This is a genomic window from Pantoea sp. Ep11b, from assembly GCF_040783975.1.
Taxonomy (GTDB): Bacteria; Pseudomonadota; Gammaproteobacteria; order Enterobacterales; family Enterobacteriaceae; genus Pantoea.
In genome coordinates, this window is record NZ_CP160631.1 from 82,877 (window position 1) to 99,736 (window position 16,860).

Annotated in this window: 15 protein-coding genes; 10 read left to right on the plus strand and 5 right to left on the minus strand. The window is 57.9% G+C overall.

From position 1 onward, the window contains the following. Nucleotides 1-4: 4 nt before the first annotated feature. A complete protein-coding gene (gene nudE / locus AB1748_RS00515; RefSeq protein WP_111140878.1) occupies nt 5-568 on the minus strand; it encodes an ADP compounds hydrolase NudE in 564 nt (187 codons plus the stop codon). A 391-nt stretch (nt 569-959) separates the two neighbouring features. On the opposite strand from nudE, the gene AB1748_RS00520 reads away from it, so the two are divergent. From AB1748_RS00520 to pckA, 5 genes are all read left to right on the plus strand, one after another. Continuing rightward, nucleotides 960-3,095: an intracellular growth attenuator family protein gene (locus AB1748_RS00520; RefSeq protein WP_293773379.1), complete on the plus strand. Its 2,136-nt coding sequence runs from the start codon at nt 960-962 to the stop codon at nt 3,093-3,095. A gap of 57 nt (nt 3,096-3,152) precedes the next feature. After that, nucleotides 3,153-3,800 carry a GMP/IMP nucleotidase gene (yrfG, locus tag AB1748_RS00525; protein WP_111140876.1) on the plus strand — a complete coding sequence of 216 codons (648 nt, stop codon included), beginning with the start codon at nt 3,153-3,155 and terminating at the stop codon, nt 3,798-3,800. Between the two features lie 13 nt (nt 3,801-3,813). Beyond that, entirely contained in the window at nt 3,814-4,215 is a 402-nt protein-coding gene (gene hslR / locus AB1748_RS00530; RefSeq protein ID WP_111140875.1) for a ribosome-associated heat shock protein Hsp15, read from the plus strand. 49 nt (nt 4,216-4,264) lie between these two features. Beyond that, nucleotides 4,265-5,131 (plus strand): Hsp33 family molecular chaperone HslO, encoded by an 867-nt coding sequence (gene hslO, locus AB1748_RS00535; RefSeq protein ID WP_111140874.1) that lies wholly within the window; start codon nt 4,265-4,267, stop codon nt 5,129-5,131. 365 nt (nt 5,132-5,496) lie between these two features. Further along, nucleotides 5,497-7,116, plus strand: coding sequence for a phosphoenolpyruvate carboxykinase (ATP) (gene pckA, locus AB1748_RS00540; protein ID WP_367395882.1), 1,620 nt, complete (start codon nt 5,497-5,499; stop codon nt 7,114-7,116). A gap of 39 nt (nt 7,117-7,155) precedes the next feature. Here pckA and envZ read toward each other — a convergent pair whose 3' ends face one another. Continuing rightward, nucleotides 7,156-8,523 carry a two-component system sensor histidine kinase EnvZ gene (gene envZ / locus AB1748_RS00545; protein WP_111140872.1) on the minus strand — a complete coding sequence of 456 codons (1,368 nt, stop codon included), beginning with the start codon at nt 8,521-8,523 and terminating at the stop codon, nt 7,156-7,158. Continuing rightward, complete coding sequence (gene ompR, locus AB1748_RS00550) at nt 8,520-9,239, minus strand: two-component system response regulator OmpR (protein WP_003853014.1); 720 nt, start codon at nt 9,237-9,239, stop codon at nt 8,520-8,522. The genes envZ and ompR overlap by 4 nt, the downstream gene beginning before the upstream one ends. A gap of 537 nt (nt 9,240-9,776) precedes the next feature. Here ompR and yjbE point away from each other — a divergent pair. The 4 genes from yjbE (at nt 9,777) to AB1748_RS00570 (ending at nt 14,925) form a co-directional block, all read left to right on the plus strand. Next, on the plus strand, nt 9,777-10,025 hold the full coding sequence (yjbE, locus tag AB1748_RS00555) for an exopolysaccharide production protein YjbE (RefSeq protein WP_111140871.1): 249 nt from the start codon (nt 9,777-9,779) through the stop codon (nt 10,023-10,025). A 182-nt stretch (nt 10,026-10,207) separates the two neighbouring features. Then, nucleotides 10,208-10,681: a transcription elongation factor GreB gene (greB, locus tag AB1748_RS00560; RefSeq protein ID WP_111140870.1), complete on the plus strand. Its 474-nt coding sequence runs from the start codon at nt 10,208-10,210 to the stop codon at nt 10,679-10,681. Nucleotides 10,682-10,784: 103 nt separating this feature from the next. Continuing rightward, the gene (locus AB1748_RS00565) at nt 10,785-13,112 is read left to right on the plus strand and encodes a Tex family protein (RefSeq protein WP_367395883.1); all 2,328 of its coding nucleotides are present in this window, start codon (nt 10,785-10,787) and stop codon (nt 13,110-13,112) included. Between the two features lie 127 nt (nt 13,113-13,239). Then, on the plus strand, nt 13,240-14,925 hold the full coding sequence (locus tag AB1748_RS00570; RefSeq protein WP_111140868.1) for an alpha-amylase family glycosyl hydrolase: 1,686 nt from the start codon (nt 13,240-13,242) through the stop codon (nt 14,923-14,925). Here the strand turns inward: AB1748_RS00570 and AB1748_RS00575 are convergent, their stop codons facing one another. Together AB1748_RS00575 and bioH are read right to left on the minus strand one after the other, a co-directional pair. After that, entirely contained in the window at nt 14,926-15,195 is a 270-nt protein-coding gene (locus AB1748_RS00575; RefSeq protein ID WP_111140867.1) for a YdgH/BhsA/McbA-like domain containing protein, read from the minus strand. 170 nt (nt 15,196-15,365) lie between these two features. Continuing rightward, entirely contained in the window at nt 15,366-16,142 is a 777-nt protein-coding gene (gene bioH / locus AB1748_RS00580; protein ID WP_111140866.1) for a pimeloyl-ACP methyl ester esterase BioH, read from the minus strand. A gap of 34 nt (nt 16,143-16,176) precedes the next feature. Here bioH and gntX point away from each other — a divergent pair, with 34 nt between their 5' ends. Next, complete coding sequence (gntX, locus tag AB1748_RS00585; protein ID WP_293773365.1) at nt 16,177-16,857, plus strand: DNA utilization protein GntX; 681 nt, start codon at nt 16,177-16,179, stop codon at nt 16,855-16,857. Nucleotides 16,858-16,860 lie beyond the last annotated feature (3 nt).

Here is a 16,860-nt window from a genome sequence, read left to right on the forward strand (position 1 = left end):
GCAATCAGTAGCTCAGCCGTCCCTGTCTGACCAGCCATTCACGGGCCATAAACAGCGCACTGACGTTGCGCGCCTCGCGGAAGTCGGGCTCTGCCAGCAGCGACATCATATCGCTCAGCGGCCAGCGATGAACAATCAGCGGCTCCGGCTCATCCCCTTCCAGCCTTTCGGCGTAGAGCCCTTCCGCTACCACAATATTCATTTTGCTGGAGAAATAGGAGGGGGCCAGCGTGAGTTTGCCCAGCGTCGTCAGCGCGTTTGCGCCAAAACCGACCTCTTCCTTCAGTTCACGCACCGCGGCCTCGTTGACGGTTTCCCCGGCGTCGATCAGCCCTTTCGGAAAGCCGAGCTCATAAGTTTCCAGTCCGACAGCATATTCCTGAATCAGGATCAGATGATCATCGATAATCGGTACAATCATCACAGCTTCCCGTTCTGAGGGCTTCATGCGCTCATAAACGCGACGTGCGCCATTACTGAAGGCCAGGTCGACCGATTCAATCGTGAATAACCGCGAACGCGCCACGGCAGTGATATTGAGGATGTCAGGTTTTTTTGGAATTTTCATATCAGCCTCAAAGTAATCTGCGCCTCCTGGCGGGAGCAAATTAGCATACCTAACCACAGACAATTGTGCGACAGTCAGACAAGAACGTTATCGTTGCATAGATTCTGACGATTGAATAACAGCCTTTAGTTACCAGTTAAGACTAAATTTGCATTAGTCAATATGCTGCGATAAGTTTCAGATAATACCGATATTTAATCCAGTCTGGGCCGGTTACCATTCGGACAAGGCATGGTTTAACAAATGCTAATCAGATATACGCTGGCACTATTTCATCAGATGCCTGATACCCTGGGGTTATATAATCTTCCGCTGTGCCGCGCTGACCGTGCGCACGACCGGAAGCGTAAGTTAAAAGTGAAGGCAGCATTTTGGCTGAGTTGAGCAGAGCATGAGCACAATCTTTATGATCCTGGCCATAGTGCTGACCTGTTCAATCCTGGCAGGTATTGGGTTCTGGTACGCGATGCGGCATCGCCCGCCCCTGGCGAAACCACTGCCATTTATCAGCCCGCCCTGTCGTAAACTCTCTGCTCAGGAGCGGGAGGCCGTCGACAAGTATGTCGCCGCGCTGGAAAAGCAGTCCCGCACTACGGTAACCACCGATAAACGCAGGGCATCTGAACGTCTGGCGCTGACCGCACAGAGCAATAACGTCTATCCGGTTACCCGGGCGATCACCCGCTACGGCCTGTCAACGGACGACCCCCACAAATGGCGCTACTACCTGGATGAAGTCGAAGTTCATCTGCCGCCGCTGTGGGAGCAGTACATCACCGACGAAAACTACGTTGAGTTAATCCGCACCCAATCCATTCCGCTGGTGATCTCGCTGAACGGCCATTCGCTGGCCGATTACGCCGTGGATCAGCAGTCGCTGCCGACGCTGATGCGTCCGATGTCGACCAACGCCTCTATCCGCAAAGCAGAAACGGAAAATATTGAGCTGCTGAAGGTGCGCAAAGAGACGCCGGAAGAGTATCGACTGTCACGCCCTGACGGCACCCGTGAAGCGGTGATGATCTCCCTGGCCTTTCTCCTGTTCTTCTTCAGCCTGTTAGTGCCCGCCTCCCTGATGATCTGGCTGGTGCTGACCGGTGCCCTGATGATTGCGGCCAGCCTGTGGCTGCTCTATCGCATTCCCGGCGAGCGCGGCCTGCGCGATATCCACTGTCTGCGCGGTGCGCCGAAACGCTGGGGCCTGTTCAGCGAGTCGAACCAGGAGCAGAGCAACATTACCCTGGGGATTATCGACCTCGCCTATCCGCCGCACTGGCAGCCTTACGTGGCGCACGATCTCGGTCAGATCACCGATGTGGAGATCTACCTCAATCGTCAGGTAGTGCGTCAGGGCCGCTTTCTGTCACTGCAGGATGAAGTGAAAAACTTCCCGATTCAGCGCTGGCGGAAAAATGTAGTGCTGGCCTGCGGTTCACTGATGGTGCTGACCCTGCTGGTCACCTGGATCCCGCTCGGGATGCCGGTGAAGCTCAGCCTGGCCTGGGCCAGAGGCACAGACAGCCTGGAAGTCAGCAGCGTCGATAAACTCAGCGGTGTGGCGCTGAACATTGGCGACAGCCTTAAAGTCAGCGGCACCGGGATGTGTTCGGTACCGGATAACTATCAGAGCAACCGCAGTTACGCCTATATGCCCTTTGACTGCTCTGCAGTCTACTGGAACAACGCTACGCCGCTGCCGCAGCCTCAGTCGGACATTATCGACAAAGCCTCGGCGCTGCTGGATACCACGACAAAGCAGCTGCATCCGGAAACTAATACCGATCCCAAACTGAACCCGCAACTGGCCTCGGCGATTCAGAAGTCCGGGATGATCCTGCTGGACGATTTCTCCGATCTGGTGATGAAGACCCAGGACCTCTGTAATCAGCCGCAGGATTGCCTGCGCCTGAAGAATGCGCTGGTGAATCTGGGTAATGCCAAAGACTGGGAGGCGCTGATGCGCCGGGCGGACTCCGGCCAGCTCAACGGCATGAATGTGCTGCTGCGTCCGGTCAGCGCAGAAGCGCTGGAAAACCTGGTGAATACCGCCACCTCGACCTTCTTTTTCCGCGAAACCCGCCGGGCGGCAGAGAATCTTAACAGCCCGCCGCCGGGTGGCTTCCTGATCGTCAGCGACGAAGGCCGTCAGCTGGTGAATCAGCCTCAGCCAACCGTATCGCTGTTCGACCTCGATCCCCCTTCTCAGTGGCGCGAGCTGCAACGGCTCTCCGCCATGCTGCTGCACACGCCTTTCAGCGCCAGCGGCATTATCACCAGCATCTCCACCGATGCCAACGGAACACGGCATATCGCGCTGCACAACGAGCCGGATGCCATGGCGCAGTGGCGCTACCTGGGCACCGTGTTGCTGCTGCTGGTGCTGATGATCTGCGGTGTGTTCAACGGCGTGCTGGCGCTGCGTCGTATGCACCGCAACCGTCAGCGCATGATCGATATCCAGCAATATTACGATAAGTGCTTCAACCACAACCTCGGGACTTTACAGGGCGTGCGCTCGATATTCTGAGCCCTGCCCTTCTGTGCTACCCTGTCGCCCGGTTTTTTTTCAGGGTGAGACCCCGCAATGCTTAACTGGTCTGAGATTGATACCGTGCTGCTCGACATGGACGGCACGCTGCTGGATCTGGCGTTTGACCGTCACTTCTGGCTGGAGCATGTGCCTGAACAGCTCAGCCAGCAGCGCGGCATCGCCCGGGCAGAAGCCGATGCGATCATCGCGGAAAAGTATCAGGCCGTCGCCCATACGCTAAACTGGTATTGTCTCGATTACTGGGCCGGGGCGCTGGCGCTGGACATCCGCGCCATGACCTGGGCGATGCGCAGCCGGATTGCGCTGCGTGACGATACGCTGCCTTTTTTACAGGCACTGCGGCGCATGGGTAAGCGCACCATCCTGCTGACCAATGCGCATCCTTACAATCTTGACGTCAAACTGGCGCAGACAGGTTTAGCGCCGCACCTTGATTTATTACTTTCCACCCATACCTTTGGGTATCCGAAAGAAGACCAGCGCTTATGGCAGGCGGTACAACAGCACACCGGCTTTTCTGCGCCGCGCACGCTGTTTATCGATGATAGCGAAGTGATTCTGGATGCTGCGGCGTTATGGGGCATCGGCGGGTGCTTAGGCGTAAAAAACCCCGATTCGGGTCGTCCTGAGCAAATCTTTCAGCGTCACCGCGCCACCGGCGATTACCGGACGCTGATCTGAGTCAGGAGCAGCAATGAAAGAGAAAAGCAGCGAAGAGGTACGCCTCGACAAATGGCTGTGGGCCGCGCGCTTCTACAAAACCCGGGCGATTGCGCGGGAGATGATTGAAGGCGGCAAAGTGCATTACAACGGTCAGCGCAGCAAACCCAGCAAAGTGGTGGAGCTGAATGCAGAGCTGACGCTGCGTCAGGGCAACGACGAACGCACGGTGATCGTGGCAGAAGTCAGCACTCAGCGCCGTCCTGCCAGCGAAGCTCAGCTGCTCTATCGGGAAACCGAGGCCAGCATCGAAAAACGCGAAAAAGTGGCGCAGGCGCGCAAGCTCAATGCGCTGACTATGCCCCATCCCGATCGGCGACCTGATAAAAAAGAGCGTCGCGATTTGATGAAATTTAAATTATCGGGTGATGAATAACGTCGTCTTCGCTGACGCGCCATCACCCCGTTCCAGTGAGAGAAAAAATATGTCAGTCCAGGATCAACTGCACCGTTATCTGTTTGAAAATGCCGCTGTGCGCGGCGAGCTGGTGAACGTCTCTGACACCTGGCGTGAAACCGTGAAGAACCATGACTACCCGGCTCCGGTGAAAACCCTGCTGGGTGAGATGCTGGTCGCCACCAGTCTGCTGACCGCCACGCTGAAGTTCGATGGCGAAATCACCGTGCAGCTGCAGGGCGATGGCCCGCTGTCGCTGGCGGTCATTAACGGCAACAACAATCAGGAGCTGCGCGGCGTCGCGCGTCTCAAAGGCGACATTCCCGCTGACAGTACCCTGAAAAGCATGGTCGGCAATGGTTATCTGGTGATCACCATTACCCCGGAAAAGGGTGAGCGTTATCAGGGCGTGGTCGGTCTGGAAGGGGATACCCTGGCGGCGTGCCTGGAAGATTACTTCATGCGCTCAGAGCAGCTGCCGACGCGTCTGTTTATCCGCACCAGCGACAAAGGCGCGGCCGGGATCCTGCTGCAGGTACTGCCTGCGCAGGATACGGAAAAAGAGGCGTTTGAGCATCTGGCCACGCTGACCGAAACCATCAAAACGGAAGAGCTGATCGACCTGCCCGCCAATGAAACGCTCTGGCGTCTCTACCACCAGGAGGAGGTCACGCTCTACGATCCGCAGCCGGTGATCTACAAATGCACCTGTTCACGCGAACGCTGTGGCGAAGTGCTGACCACGCTGCCGCAGGAAGAGGTGGATGAGATTATTGCGGAAGATGGCAAAATCGAAATGCACTGTGACTACTGCGGTTCAGACTATGTGTTTGACGCGGTCGATATTGCCGCTATCCGCAGCCACTCGCACGAAAACAGCGACCGACTACACTGATTTTCCGGGCGGCCTCTGCCGCCCCTTTTCTCCCGCCCCGCTATCCCCATAATTTTTCAGACAAATTATCTTTTTTTACTTTCATAACATCTTTTAAACGTTCGAAACATGGCCTTAACGCGCCCTGAGTCGCATTTTTGGATCACTGCCCTTTTTCCCGAAACGCAGAAGAGTAAACTGCGCGCGATCGTGCAAACGCCCGGAAGCCCGGGGCCGATGCCTGAACAGCCCGGCTCACATTGCAGCGTTCCGCAACGATATGCCGGGGTGCGTCAGTCATCGGTCATATCCGATGCAACAGCTGGCGGCACGATCCCAACCTATCTCTGCTGTGCAGAACAGACACCGATTTAAGGAGCAGTAAAATGCGCGTTAACGGCCTGACCTCGCAAGACCTTGCCGCTTTGGGCATCGTGGATACCACGGAAGTGGTTTACAACCCTGATTACGACACGCTATTTCAGGAAGAGACGCGCCCGGACCTCGAAGGTTTTGCTCGTGGCACCCTGACGCAGAGCGGTGCGATTGCCGTAGATACCGGGATTTTCACCGGGCGATCGCCTAAGGATAAGTACATCGTACGTGATGACACCACGCGCGATACCCTGTGGTGGAACGATCAGGGCACCGGCAAAAACGACAACCAGCCACTGTCGCAGGAGACCTGGAACGCGCTGAAAAGCTGCGTCACCCGTCAGCTCTCCGGCAAACGCCTGTTTGTGGTGGATGCCTTCTGCGGCGCCAATGCCGATTCGCGTCTGAGCGTGCGTTTTATCACCGAAGTGGCCTGGCAGGCGCACTTTGTGAAGAACATGTTCATTCAGCCGGATGATGCCGAACTGGCCGACTTCACGCCCGATTTTGTGGTGATGAACGGCGCCAGATGCACTAACCCTGACTGGCAGGCGCAGGGGCTGCACTCTGAAAACTTCGTCGCCTTTAATCTCACCGAACGCATGCAGCTGATTGGCGGTACGTGGTACGGCGGCGAGATGAAGAAGGGTCTGTTCGCCATCATGAACTATCTGCTGCCGCTGAAGGGCATCGCGTCGATGCACTGTTCAGCCAACGTCGGCAAAGCGGGTGACGTGGCGGTCTTCTTTGGCCTCTCCGGCACCGGCAAAACCACGCTCTCCACCGATCCCGATCGTCAGCTGATTGGCGATGATGAGCACGGCTGGGACGACGATGGCGTGTTTAACTTCGAAGGCGGCTGCTACGCGAAAACCATCAACCTCTCTGAGCAGGCTGAACCGGAAATCTACCGCGCCATTCGCCGCAACGCGCTGCTGGAAAACGTGGTGGTACGCGAAGATGGCAGCATCGATTACGCCGACGGCAGCAAGACGGAAAACACCCGCGTTTCCTATCCAATCAATCACATCGACAATATCGTGCAGCCGGTCTCTAAAGCGGGCCACGCGAAGAAAGTCATTTTCCTGACCGCCGACGCGTTTGGCGTGCTGCCGCCGGTTTCACGTCTGACGCCGGAGCAGACGCAGTATCACTTCCTGTCAGGCTTCACCGCTAAACTGGCCGGCACCGAACGTGGCGTCACGGCGCCTGTCCCGACCTTCTCCGCCTGCTTTGGCGCGGCTTTCCTGACGCTGCATCCGACGCAGTATGCGGAAGTGCTGGTGAAACGAATGGAAGCGTCTGGTGCGCAGGCTTATCTGGTCAATACCGGCTGGAACGGCAGCGGCAAACGCATCTCCCTGAAGAATACCCGCGCCATTATCAATGCGATCCTGGCGGGTGAGCTGGATGATGCGCCGACGAAAACCCTGCCGATCTTCAACCTGCAGATGCCGGTTACGCTGGGTGAACTGGACAGTGATACGCTCGATCCGCGTCGTAGCTGGGAGAGTGAAGAGAAGTGGACCGCCGCCGCCAACGATCTGGCGCAGCGTTTTATTGATAACTTCACGAAGTACACCGATAACGCCGCAGGTGCTGCGCTGGTGAAAGCCGGCCCGCAACGCTAAAAAAAACGGCGCGGCAGTGTGCCTGCTGCGCCGCTTTTATCAGTTTGAGATGCTGTTGCCGCCGTTGTTATGGCTCAGTGCCATACTCTCTACCAGCGGTAGCCAGGCGCGAATACGCAATCCCCCGCGTTCGCTCTCGCCAATCTCCAGCGATCCCTGATGCGCATCGATAATACGCTGCACAATCGCCAGGCCAAGCCCCGTGCCGCTGGTGCTGCGGGCGCTGTCGCCCCGCACAAACGGCTGGAACAGATGCGCCAGCTGATCCGGCTTGATGCCCGGGCCATCATCCTCCACCTGGAACCAGGCGCGATGCAGCTCCCGTCCGCTGCTGACCTTGATCCAGCCATTGCCGTAACGTGCGGCGTTGACCACCAGATTGGCCAGCGCACGCTTAATCGACAGTGGATTGATATCCAGCATCAGCTCTTCCGGCATGACCGCATTTTCGATCTCACGCTCGTAGCCGCTTTCCGCAGCGACCACTTCGCCCAGCACGCTGTTGAGGTCGGCGCGCTCCGTCTGCATCTCCTGACCGGTGCGCAGGTAGTCGATAAACTGCTCAATGATGGCGTTGCACTCTTCGATATCTTTGTTAATCGATTCGGCCAGATAGCCATCCTGCTCGCCCATCATTTCGGTGGCCAGACGAATACGGGTCAGCGGCGTGCGCAGATCGTGACTGACGCCCGCCATTAACAGCGTGCGATCGTCAGCCAGTTGCTTCACCCCGGCGGCCATCTGGTTAAAGGCGCGGGTCACTGACCGCACCTCTGACGCACCATATTCGCGCAGCGGCGGTGGAATAATGCCGCGTCCGACCTGCAGAGCCGCATGTTCCAGATCCACCAGGGGTCGGTTCTGGATGCGGATAAAGAGCCAGGCCCCGCCGATCGCCAGCAGCATAATCGCCAGGGTATAGCGGAACAGCGGTGAGAAGTCGCCCTGATGAATCTCCGTCAGCGGCACCCGCACCCAGATATCGGGCGACAGCCAGGTTTTCAGCCAGACGACCGGGGAGTTCTTGTTGACCTCCACCCGTACATCGGTCGGCCCGCCCAGCTGCTGCCCCATCTGCTCGCTCAGAAATTCGTAGTGCTGCGCCCAACGCAAGCCGTTCTCTTCTGCCGCCGCATTGGTAAACAGCGAAATCCCCAGTTCACGGTAGATCTCCCGGCGAAAGGCCGGCGGAACTTCCAGCTGCGTGCCATCTTCCAGCTGCAGCCGGTCGGTCATCAGCATACGGACTTCGTAGGCGAGCACCTTGTTGAACTGCTGCAGGCTGGGAAGGATGGCAAAGTTCAGCACCACCAGATAGGTCGTGACCAGGCTGACGAACAGCAGGGTCACGATCAGCAGCAGCGTGCGGGCGAATGAACTGCGTGGCGAGAAGCGCAGCCGCTTCATGCTTTGCTGCCGTCCGGCACAAAGACGTAGCCCAGGCCCCAGACGGTCTGGATATAACGTGGATGCGCAGGATCTTCTTCCACCATGCGACGCAGGCGGGAGATCTGAACGTCAATCGAACGCTCCATGGCGCTGTATTCACGGCCACGCGCCAGGTTCATCAGCTTATCGCGGGAGAGCGGCTCACGCGGATGGCTGACCAGCGCCTTCAGCACCGCGAACTCACCGCTGGTCAGTGGCATCGGCTCATCTTCACGGAACATTTCGCGGGTGCCAAGGTTCAGCTTGAACTTACCAAAGGCAATGATCGCCTCTTCCTGTGACGGTGCGCCTGGCAGCTCATTGGCCTGACGACGCAGCACGGCACGGATACGCGCCAGTAGCTCACGCGGGTTAAACGGTTTAGGAATGTAGTCATCTGCACCGATTTCCAGCCCGACGATGCGGTCCACCTCTTCACCCTTGGCCGTCACCATAATAATCGGCATCGGGTTGCTCTGACTGCGCAGACGACGACAGATAGAGAGGCCATCTTCACCCGGCAGCATCAGGTCGAGCACCATCAGATGGAAGGATTCACGGGTTAACAGACGATCCATCTGTTCGGCATTAGCGACACTGCGCACCTGAAAGCCCTGCTCGGTGAGATAGCGTTCCAGCAGTGCACGCAGACGCATATCATCATCGACGACCAGAATTTTGTAGTTCTCTTGCATTTTCAACTCCCAAAGGCGCTATTGCCTGAGCCAACATTGTTAAAAAAAGATGCCTTATAGTGACAGTCATTAATGGTTTATATTCTAGCCAAAATTGTTACAAAGCATATTAAACAGGAGCTTATATTTATTCTGCGCCCCTTTCGGGCCGTTATCGCCCTTTTTACCCGCCGTCCGGGACGGTTACGGCAAATCTGAAAAAAAAGCGAAATTTCTCTGAATGGCTGGCGTCAGAAGCGTACCAGCGTTTATACAGTGAATAAATTCAGCGCGTTAGCAGATAATTTGACTTATAAACAAGCCATCACGGCAACGACCCTCCAGATAATCCACCTTATCTGCATTCTGACAGCATAATATTCCGGTCAAACCTGTTAAAGCACCACGCCTCTCTCGGATTAATTTGAGCCGGGCTTTCAGCAAGGCCAGCAGAAATTAAAGTCCATTAAATCAATCAGTAAAGCCAACTTTTCGCCCCCCGAATTTTGAACCAGACTGCTCAGGCACCATTCGATGTCTCAACGGGGATTACACACAATGAAAAAAACAATTTTACTGCTCAGCGCGCTGGCTTTCAGCAGCATCAGCCCGGTCTATGCTGCAACAGCAACCGGTGAAGCGGCCGGTGCGGCTGCCACCACTACCGCAAAAGGTAACTCCGACGCCATCGGCGTGGGTGCTGTCGCTGCCCTGCTGGGCGTAGCGCTGGCCACCATGGGCGGCGGCGGTGGTGACGGTCACGGTACTGGCACCTCAACCACCACGGCGACCCACGCCGGAAAATAAGTTCGGACCGGCGAGTCCGGCTTCAGAACACCGGTTTAATTTTGATAGCAAGCTCCAACCCTTTCGCCGCCGGGGAAGTCAACGTGGGTTTTTAGCCTTTAAAAACCCTTTCCCCGACTCTTTTTTGCCGCCGCCTGTTTGCCTTACACTGAGCCTCTTTCGATCTCTCTGGCCGGTATAGCATGAAAACCCGACTGATTACCCGCGAAGGCTTTGACAAACTCAAAGCGGAACTCGACTATCTGTGGCGTGAAGAGCGTCCGGAAGTGACCAAAAAAGTGACCTGGGCTGCCAGCCTGGGCGATCGCAGTGAAAATGCGGACTACCAGTACAATAAAAAGCGGCTGCGTGAAATCGACAGGCGCGTCCGCTACCTCACCAAAAGTCTCGAACAGCTGCGGATTGTTGACTACTCACCGCAGCAGGATGGCAGGGTCTTCTTCGGGGCCTGGGTAGAAATAGAAAACGATGAGGGCGACATCAAACGCTTCCGCATCGTGGGCTACGATGAGATTTTTGGCCGCAAAGATTACATCTCCATCGACTCGCCAATGGCGCGGGCGCTGCTGAAAAAAGAGGTCGGCGATGCCGCAACGGTGGAGACGCCGGTGGGCCCGGCGCGGTGGTATGTCAACGCCATTGATTACCCGCAATAACCATTCAGATTATCGCTGAAAGCCGCCCGCGTCTCTGGCATTTTTAACCATCAATCCGTATAACTGTCGGCTATTTCTCAACCCGGAAAGCAAGACAGTCCTGATGATGAAAGTTCTGAGCCAGATAATTGCCAGTGAGCTTCAGGCGCGTCCCGAACAAGTTGACGCCGCCGTTCGCCTGCTGGATGAAGGGAACACCGTGCCGTTTATCGCACGCTATCGTAAAGAGGTGACGGGCGGACTGGATGATACCCAGCTTCGCCAGCTTGAGACCCGCCTCAGCTATCTGCGCGAACTCGAAGAGCGGCGTCAGTCGATTCTGAAATCGATCGGGGATCAGGGTAAACTGACTGACGACCTCGCCCGCGCCATCAACACCACCCTCAGTAAAACCGAGCTTGAAGATCTCTACCTGCCCTATAAACAGAAACGCCGCACGCGTGGACAGATCGCGATCGAAGCCGGTCTGGAACCGCTGGCAGAGGCGCTCTGGCAGGATCCATCCCATCTCCCTGAGCAGCTGGCAGAGCAGTATGTCGATGCCGACAAAGGCGTTGCCGACGTTCGGGCCGCGCTGGATGGTGCCCGCTACATCCTGATGGAGCGTTTCGCTGAAGATGCCGCGCTGCTGGCGAAGGTGCGTAACTACCTGTGGAAAAATGCCCACCTGGTGTCGCGCGTGGTCGAAGGCCAGCAGGAAGCGGGCGCGAAGTTCCGCGACTACTTCGATCACCACGAAGCCCTGAGTAGCGTGCCGTCGCACCGGGCGCTGGCGATGCTGCGTGGCCGCAACGAAGGCGTGCTGCAACTGTCGCTGAATGCCGATCCACAGTTCGATGAAGCCCCGCGCGAAAGCTACGGCGAAACCCTGATCGCCGAACACCTGAACCTGCGCCTGAACAACGCACCGGCCGACAGCTGGCGCAAGGCGGTCGTAAGCTGGACGTGGCGCATCAAGGTGATGCTGCATCTGGAAACCGAGCTGATGGGCACGGTGCGCGAACGCGCTGAAGATGAAGCGATCAACGTCTTTGCCCGCAACCTGCACGACCTGCTGATGGCGGCCCCTGCCGGGATGCGCGCCACCATGGGGCTGGACCCCGGCCTGCGCACCGGCGTGAAAGTCGCGGTGGTGGATGCGACCGGCAAGCTGGTGGCGACCGATACCGTCTATCCGCACACCGGCCAGGCCGCCAAAGCCGCCGCCGCTGTCGCCGCGCTCTGCATGAAGCATCAGGTCGAGCTGGTGGCGATCGGCAACGGCACGGCGTCACGCGAAACGGAACGCTTCTTCCTGGAGCTGCAGCAGCAGTTCCCGCAGGTCACGGCGCAGAAGGTGATTGTCAGTGAAGCCGGGGCCTCGGTCTACTCCGCCTCAGAGCTGGCGGCGCTGGAGTTCCCGGATCTTGATGTGTCGCTGCGCGGCGCGGTGTCGATTGCCCGACGCCTGCAGGATCCGCTGGCTGAGCTGGTCAAAATCGACCCGAAATCGATTGGGGTCGGCCAGTATCAGCATGACGTCAGCCAGAGTCAGCTGGCGAAGAAACTCGATGCGGTGGTGGAGGATTGCGTGAACGCCGTCGGCGTGGATCTCAACACCGCCTCGGTCCCCTTACTGACCCGCGTGGCGGGCCTGACGCGCATGATGGCGCAGAATATCGTCAGCTGGCGTGATGAGAATGGCCGCTTTCAGAACCGTCAGCAGTTACTGAAAGTGAGCCGCCTTGGGCCAAAAGCCTTTGAGCAGTGTGCGGGCTTCCTGCGCATCAATCATGGCGATAACCCGCTGGATGCCTCAACCGTTCACCCGGAAGCCTATCCGGTGGTCGAGCGCATCCTGGCCGCGACTGAGCAGGCGCTGAGTGACCTGATGGGTAACGCGGGCAGCCTGCGTAACCTCAGCCCCCGCGACTTCATCGATGAGCGATTTGGTCTGCCGACCGTAACCGACATCATGAAAGAGCTGGAGAAGCCGGGCCGCGATCCGCGTCCTGAGTTTAAAACCGCGCAGTTCGCGGAGGGCGTGGAAACGCTAAACGACCTGACCCCAGGCCTGATTCTGGAAGGTGCCGTCACCAACGTGACCAACTTCGGCGCCTTTGTGGATATCGGTGTGCATCAGGATGGGCTGGTCCACATCTCCTCGCTCTCTGACCGCTTCGTCGACGATCCTCATCAGGTGGTGAAAGCGGGCGATATCGTCAAAGTGAAAGTGATGGAGGTCGATCTCCAGCGCAAGCGTATCGCCCTGACCATGCGTCTTGATGAGCAGCCGGGTGAAGGCAATGCACACGGTGGAGCGCGGAGCGGAGCGCCGCGCGATGAGAAGCGTCAGGCCAGCCCGAAAGGTCGTCCGCGTCCGGCCACCGCCGCCGCCGGTAACAGTGCGATGGGCGATGCACTGGCCGCCGCGTTCGGTAAAAAACGCTAAGCTTTTCAGGGGCCATCTTCTGGCCCCTTTTTCACACCGCGCCGTCCGGTTGAAAATCCCCGCCATAACGCTACGCTAAAAAGACGCCTGTCATAAAAACAACACCTGCTGCGGCACCCAATTCACGATGGAAAAAATCACCGATCTGATCGATAAGATTTATGCTGGCACATTTCCGGAGGCGATCCTGGCGCGCCTGCTGGCTGACATCGCCGCCGCCCGTGACACGATCAAGCTGCCGCGTAAGGCACACTGGGATGAGCAGGATGTGGTGCTGATCACCTACGCCGATCAGTTCCGCGAGGCCGATAAACCAACGCTCAGCACCTTTTCCCGCTTCTATCAGCAGCATCTGCAATCTATTTTTCCGCTGGTTCACCTGCTGCCGTTCTACCCCTGGTCCTCCGATGATGGCTTTTCGGTCATGGATTACCATCAGGTCAATCCGCAGTACGGTGACTGGCAGGACATCGCACGTCTGCATCAGGAAACGCGGCTGATGTTTGACTTCGTCTGCAACCATATGTCGGCCGGCAGCGCCTGGTTCAGCCACTTTCTGGCGCAGGATCCCGGCTGGGACGACTTCTTTATCAGCATGCCGCCCGCTACCGATCTCAGTGCCGTGACACGTCCGCGCACCTCGCCGCTGCTGACCCCGTTTACCCTGGCAGATGGCGAGACCCGCTTTATCTGGACCACCTTCAGCGCCGACCAGATCGACCTGAACTTCGCCAGCCCTGAGGTACTGCGGCGCATGGTCAACGTCCTGCTCGACTATCTGATCCGTGGCGCCGACTATGTGCGGCTGGATGCGGTGGGCTATATGTGGAAAACGCCCGGTACACGCTGTATCCATCTGGAAAAGACCCATCAGCTGGTAAAGCTGTTTCGCGCGATAGCCGATCAGGTCGCGCCGGGCACGGTGATTATCACTGAAACCAACGTGCCGCATCAGGACAACATCAGCTATCTCGGCAACGGGCACGATGAAGCGCAGATGGTCTATCAGTTTTCGCTGCCGCCGCTGGTGCTGCACGCTCTCCACACCGGTTCGGCGCGCGCGCTGCGGCAGTGGGCCAGCACGCTGGATCTCAGCAACCGCGACACCACCTTCTTCAACTTTCTGGCGTCACACGATGGCATTGGACTGAACCCGGCGCGCGGCATCCTCCCTGAAGTGGAGATTGTGGCGCTGGTGCGCGATCTGGCGCTGGAAGGCGCCCTGGTCTCCTACAAAAATAACCCCGACGGCACCACCAGCCCCTATGAAATCAACGTCACCTTTCTGGATGCGTTGAATCGTGAAAGCGACGACGACGCCACGCGGCTGAAACGCTTTTTGCTGGCGCATGCGATTCTGCTGGCTTTTCCCGGTGTGCCGGCCATCTATATCCAGAGCATTCTGGGCGGCCGGAATGATTATGCCGGGGTGCGGGCTGCCGGGCACAACCGAGCGATCAATCGTCAGAAGTATGAACTGCAGCAGATAGAGTCGGCGCTGGCGGGCGGGGAGTGGCTGCGTCAGCAGATCTCTATCCGGCTCGGACAGCTGATCCAGTTGCGTCGGCGACAGCCGGCTTTTCATCCGGATAATGCGATGACGCTCTATGAGAGCGAAAACGCTGTGCTGGTGCTGCGCCGTCATCAGCCGGAAAGCGGTGAGGGTTTACTCTGCGTGTTTAATCTCAGTGGACGAACAGTGGAGACGCGGTTGCCAATGGCGCATACGCTGCAGGATGTGGTGAGCGGCGAGAAAGTTGATGGCACCCAGCCGGTTAAGCTGGATGCCTGGCAGTTCATGTGGCTGCGATAATTACTTGTAAACTTCAGCGGTGGCGCTGAACTTACCGTGTTCGCGACCGGCGATCACGCGGTAATATTTGCCGCCTTTTTCGTCAGCAAGTTTAGACAGCACTTTTTTGGCATCCATTGGCGACGTGGTTTCCGCCGTGGTGTTCACGGTACCAATCTTCTCCAGTTTCATTGTCTTAACTTCTTCGTTAGTGACTTCCTTTGCTGCCATTGCAGAAAATGAAATCGCGCCCATCATCATTGAAGCCACAACCCATTTTAAAACCTTCATTATGTTTACCCTCATTCATGATCCATTGTGAGATGTAAGCAGCCGCTAAACGCGTAAGGCAGTATGGAACGGCATAGTCATTTCCGTGACTAATCACATAAAATTGCAGCGGCCTTGCTCACAAAGAGAAGTATTGCTGCTGCCAGCGATTTTGCCACCACAAAGCCTGATTATCCCGGCAAATTATTGATAAAACTAACAATATGCTGACAAAATACCCCGGTGTGCGAAATAAAAGGCGCATGTGCTGCTTTTTCAATAACCACCGAAGGCGATGCCGGTAACGTCTCATCCAGTTCTGCAGCAATGCGGCGCGGTACCAGTCCGTCCAGTGCGCCATAGAGCCGCAGAAACGGCAGCGTGATTTGCGGCAGCGCGTCGCGCAGATCGACCTCGCGCAGAATCTCCAGCCCGGCATCCAGCACCGCCACCTCCGGCATCGGCTGCGACAGCACCACGTCTTTCAGCTGCCGCGCATCGGCGCGCGCCGTTTCGGTGCCCAGCGTCTGCAGCGCCAGGAAACGCTCAACCGTGCGCTGGAAATCGTTGCTGAGCATCTGCTGAAAGTTCTGCAGCGTCTCCGGTTTAATGCCGGGCCAGCCCTCTGTGGCGGTAAAACAGGGCGAGGAGGCGACGGTGATCAGAGCCGCCAGCCGGTCAGGGGCGGTCAGCGCCAGCTCCGTGGCCACCAGCCCGCCCAGCGACCAGCCCATCACGATCGCCTGCGGCGGCAGCGACGGCAGCAGCTGCGCGGCCATCTGTTTCAGCGTTAATGCGCCCGCGTTCTGACTGCGGCCATAACCCGGCAGATCGACCAGATGCAGGCGACAGTGCGGCCTGAGTCGCGGAATAATGGTTTGCCAGACTTCAGCATTCAGTCCCCATCCGTGCAGCAGCACAAGATCGCGTTTTCCTTCCCCGCAGGTGTGCCAGTAAAGCGACGTCATCAGTTACTATCCCGAAAATGAAAAGGAGGTCGCTATGCTAGCAATGCCCGCCCTGTGTTGGCTATGCCGGATGCCACTGCGGATCGCCGGGCATGGCCTCTGCAGCCTCTGCCTGCGCGAACTACCGCCGCTTCCCCTGCTCTGTCCGCGCTGTGGCTTACCGGCAGGCTCCGCCACGCTCATCTGTGGTCGCTGCCAGCAAAAACCGCCCGCCTGGCAGGCGCTCATCTGCGTGAATGACTACCGTCCCCCCTTCAGCCAGTGGGTTAATCAGCTGAAGTTTTCGCACATAACCGCACTCAGGGTGATGCTGGCCCGGCTGCTTTTGCTAAGCTGGCAGACGGTGTACCGGCGCGGCGGCGTGCCGCGTCCCGACCTGCTGCTGCCGGTGCCGCTGCATCATCGCCGACGCTGGCAGCGCGGCTATAACCAGACGGGTTTGCTGGCCGCACCGCTGGCGCACTGGCTGGGGTGTGAATGGCGCGAAGGCGTTTCCCGCCCACATCGGGGCGCAGTGCAGCATCAGCTCAGCGCCCGCCAGCGCCGCACCAACTTACGCGGGGCATTCCGCCTTGAAATGGCGGTTCAGGGCCGCCATATCGCCCTGCTGGATGACGTGATTACCACCGGCAGCACCGTAGAGGAAATCAGCCGCCTGTTACTGACGCAGGGCGCGGCCAGCGTGCAGGTCTGGTGCCTGTGTCGTACCTTGTAGAGC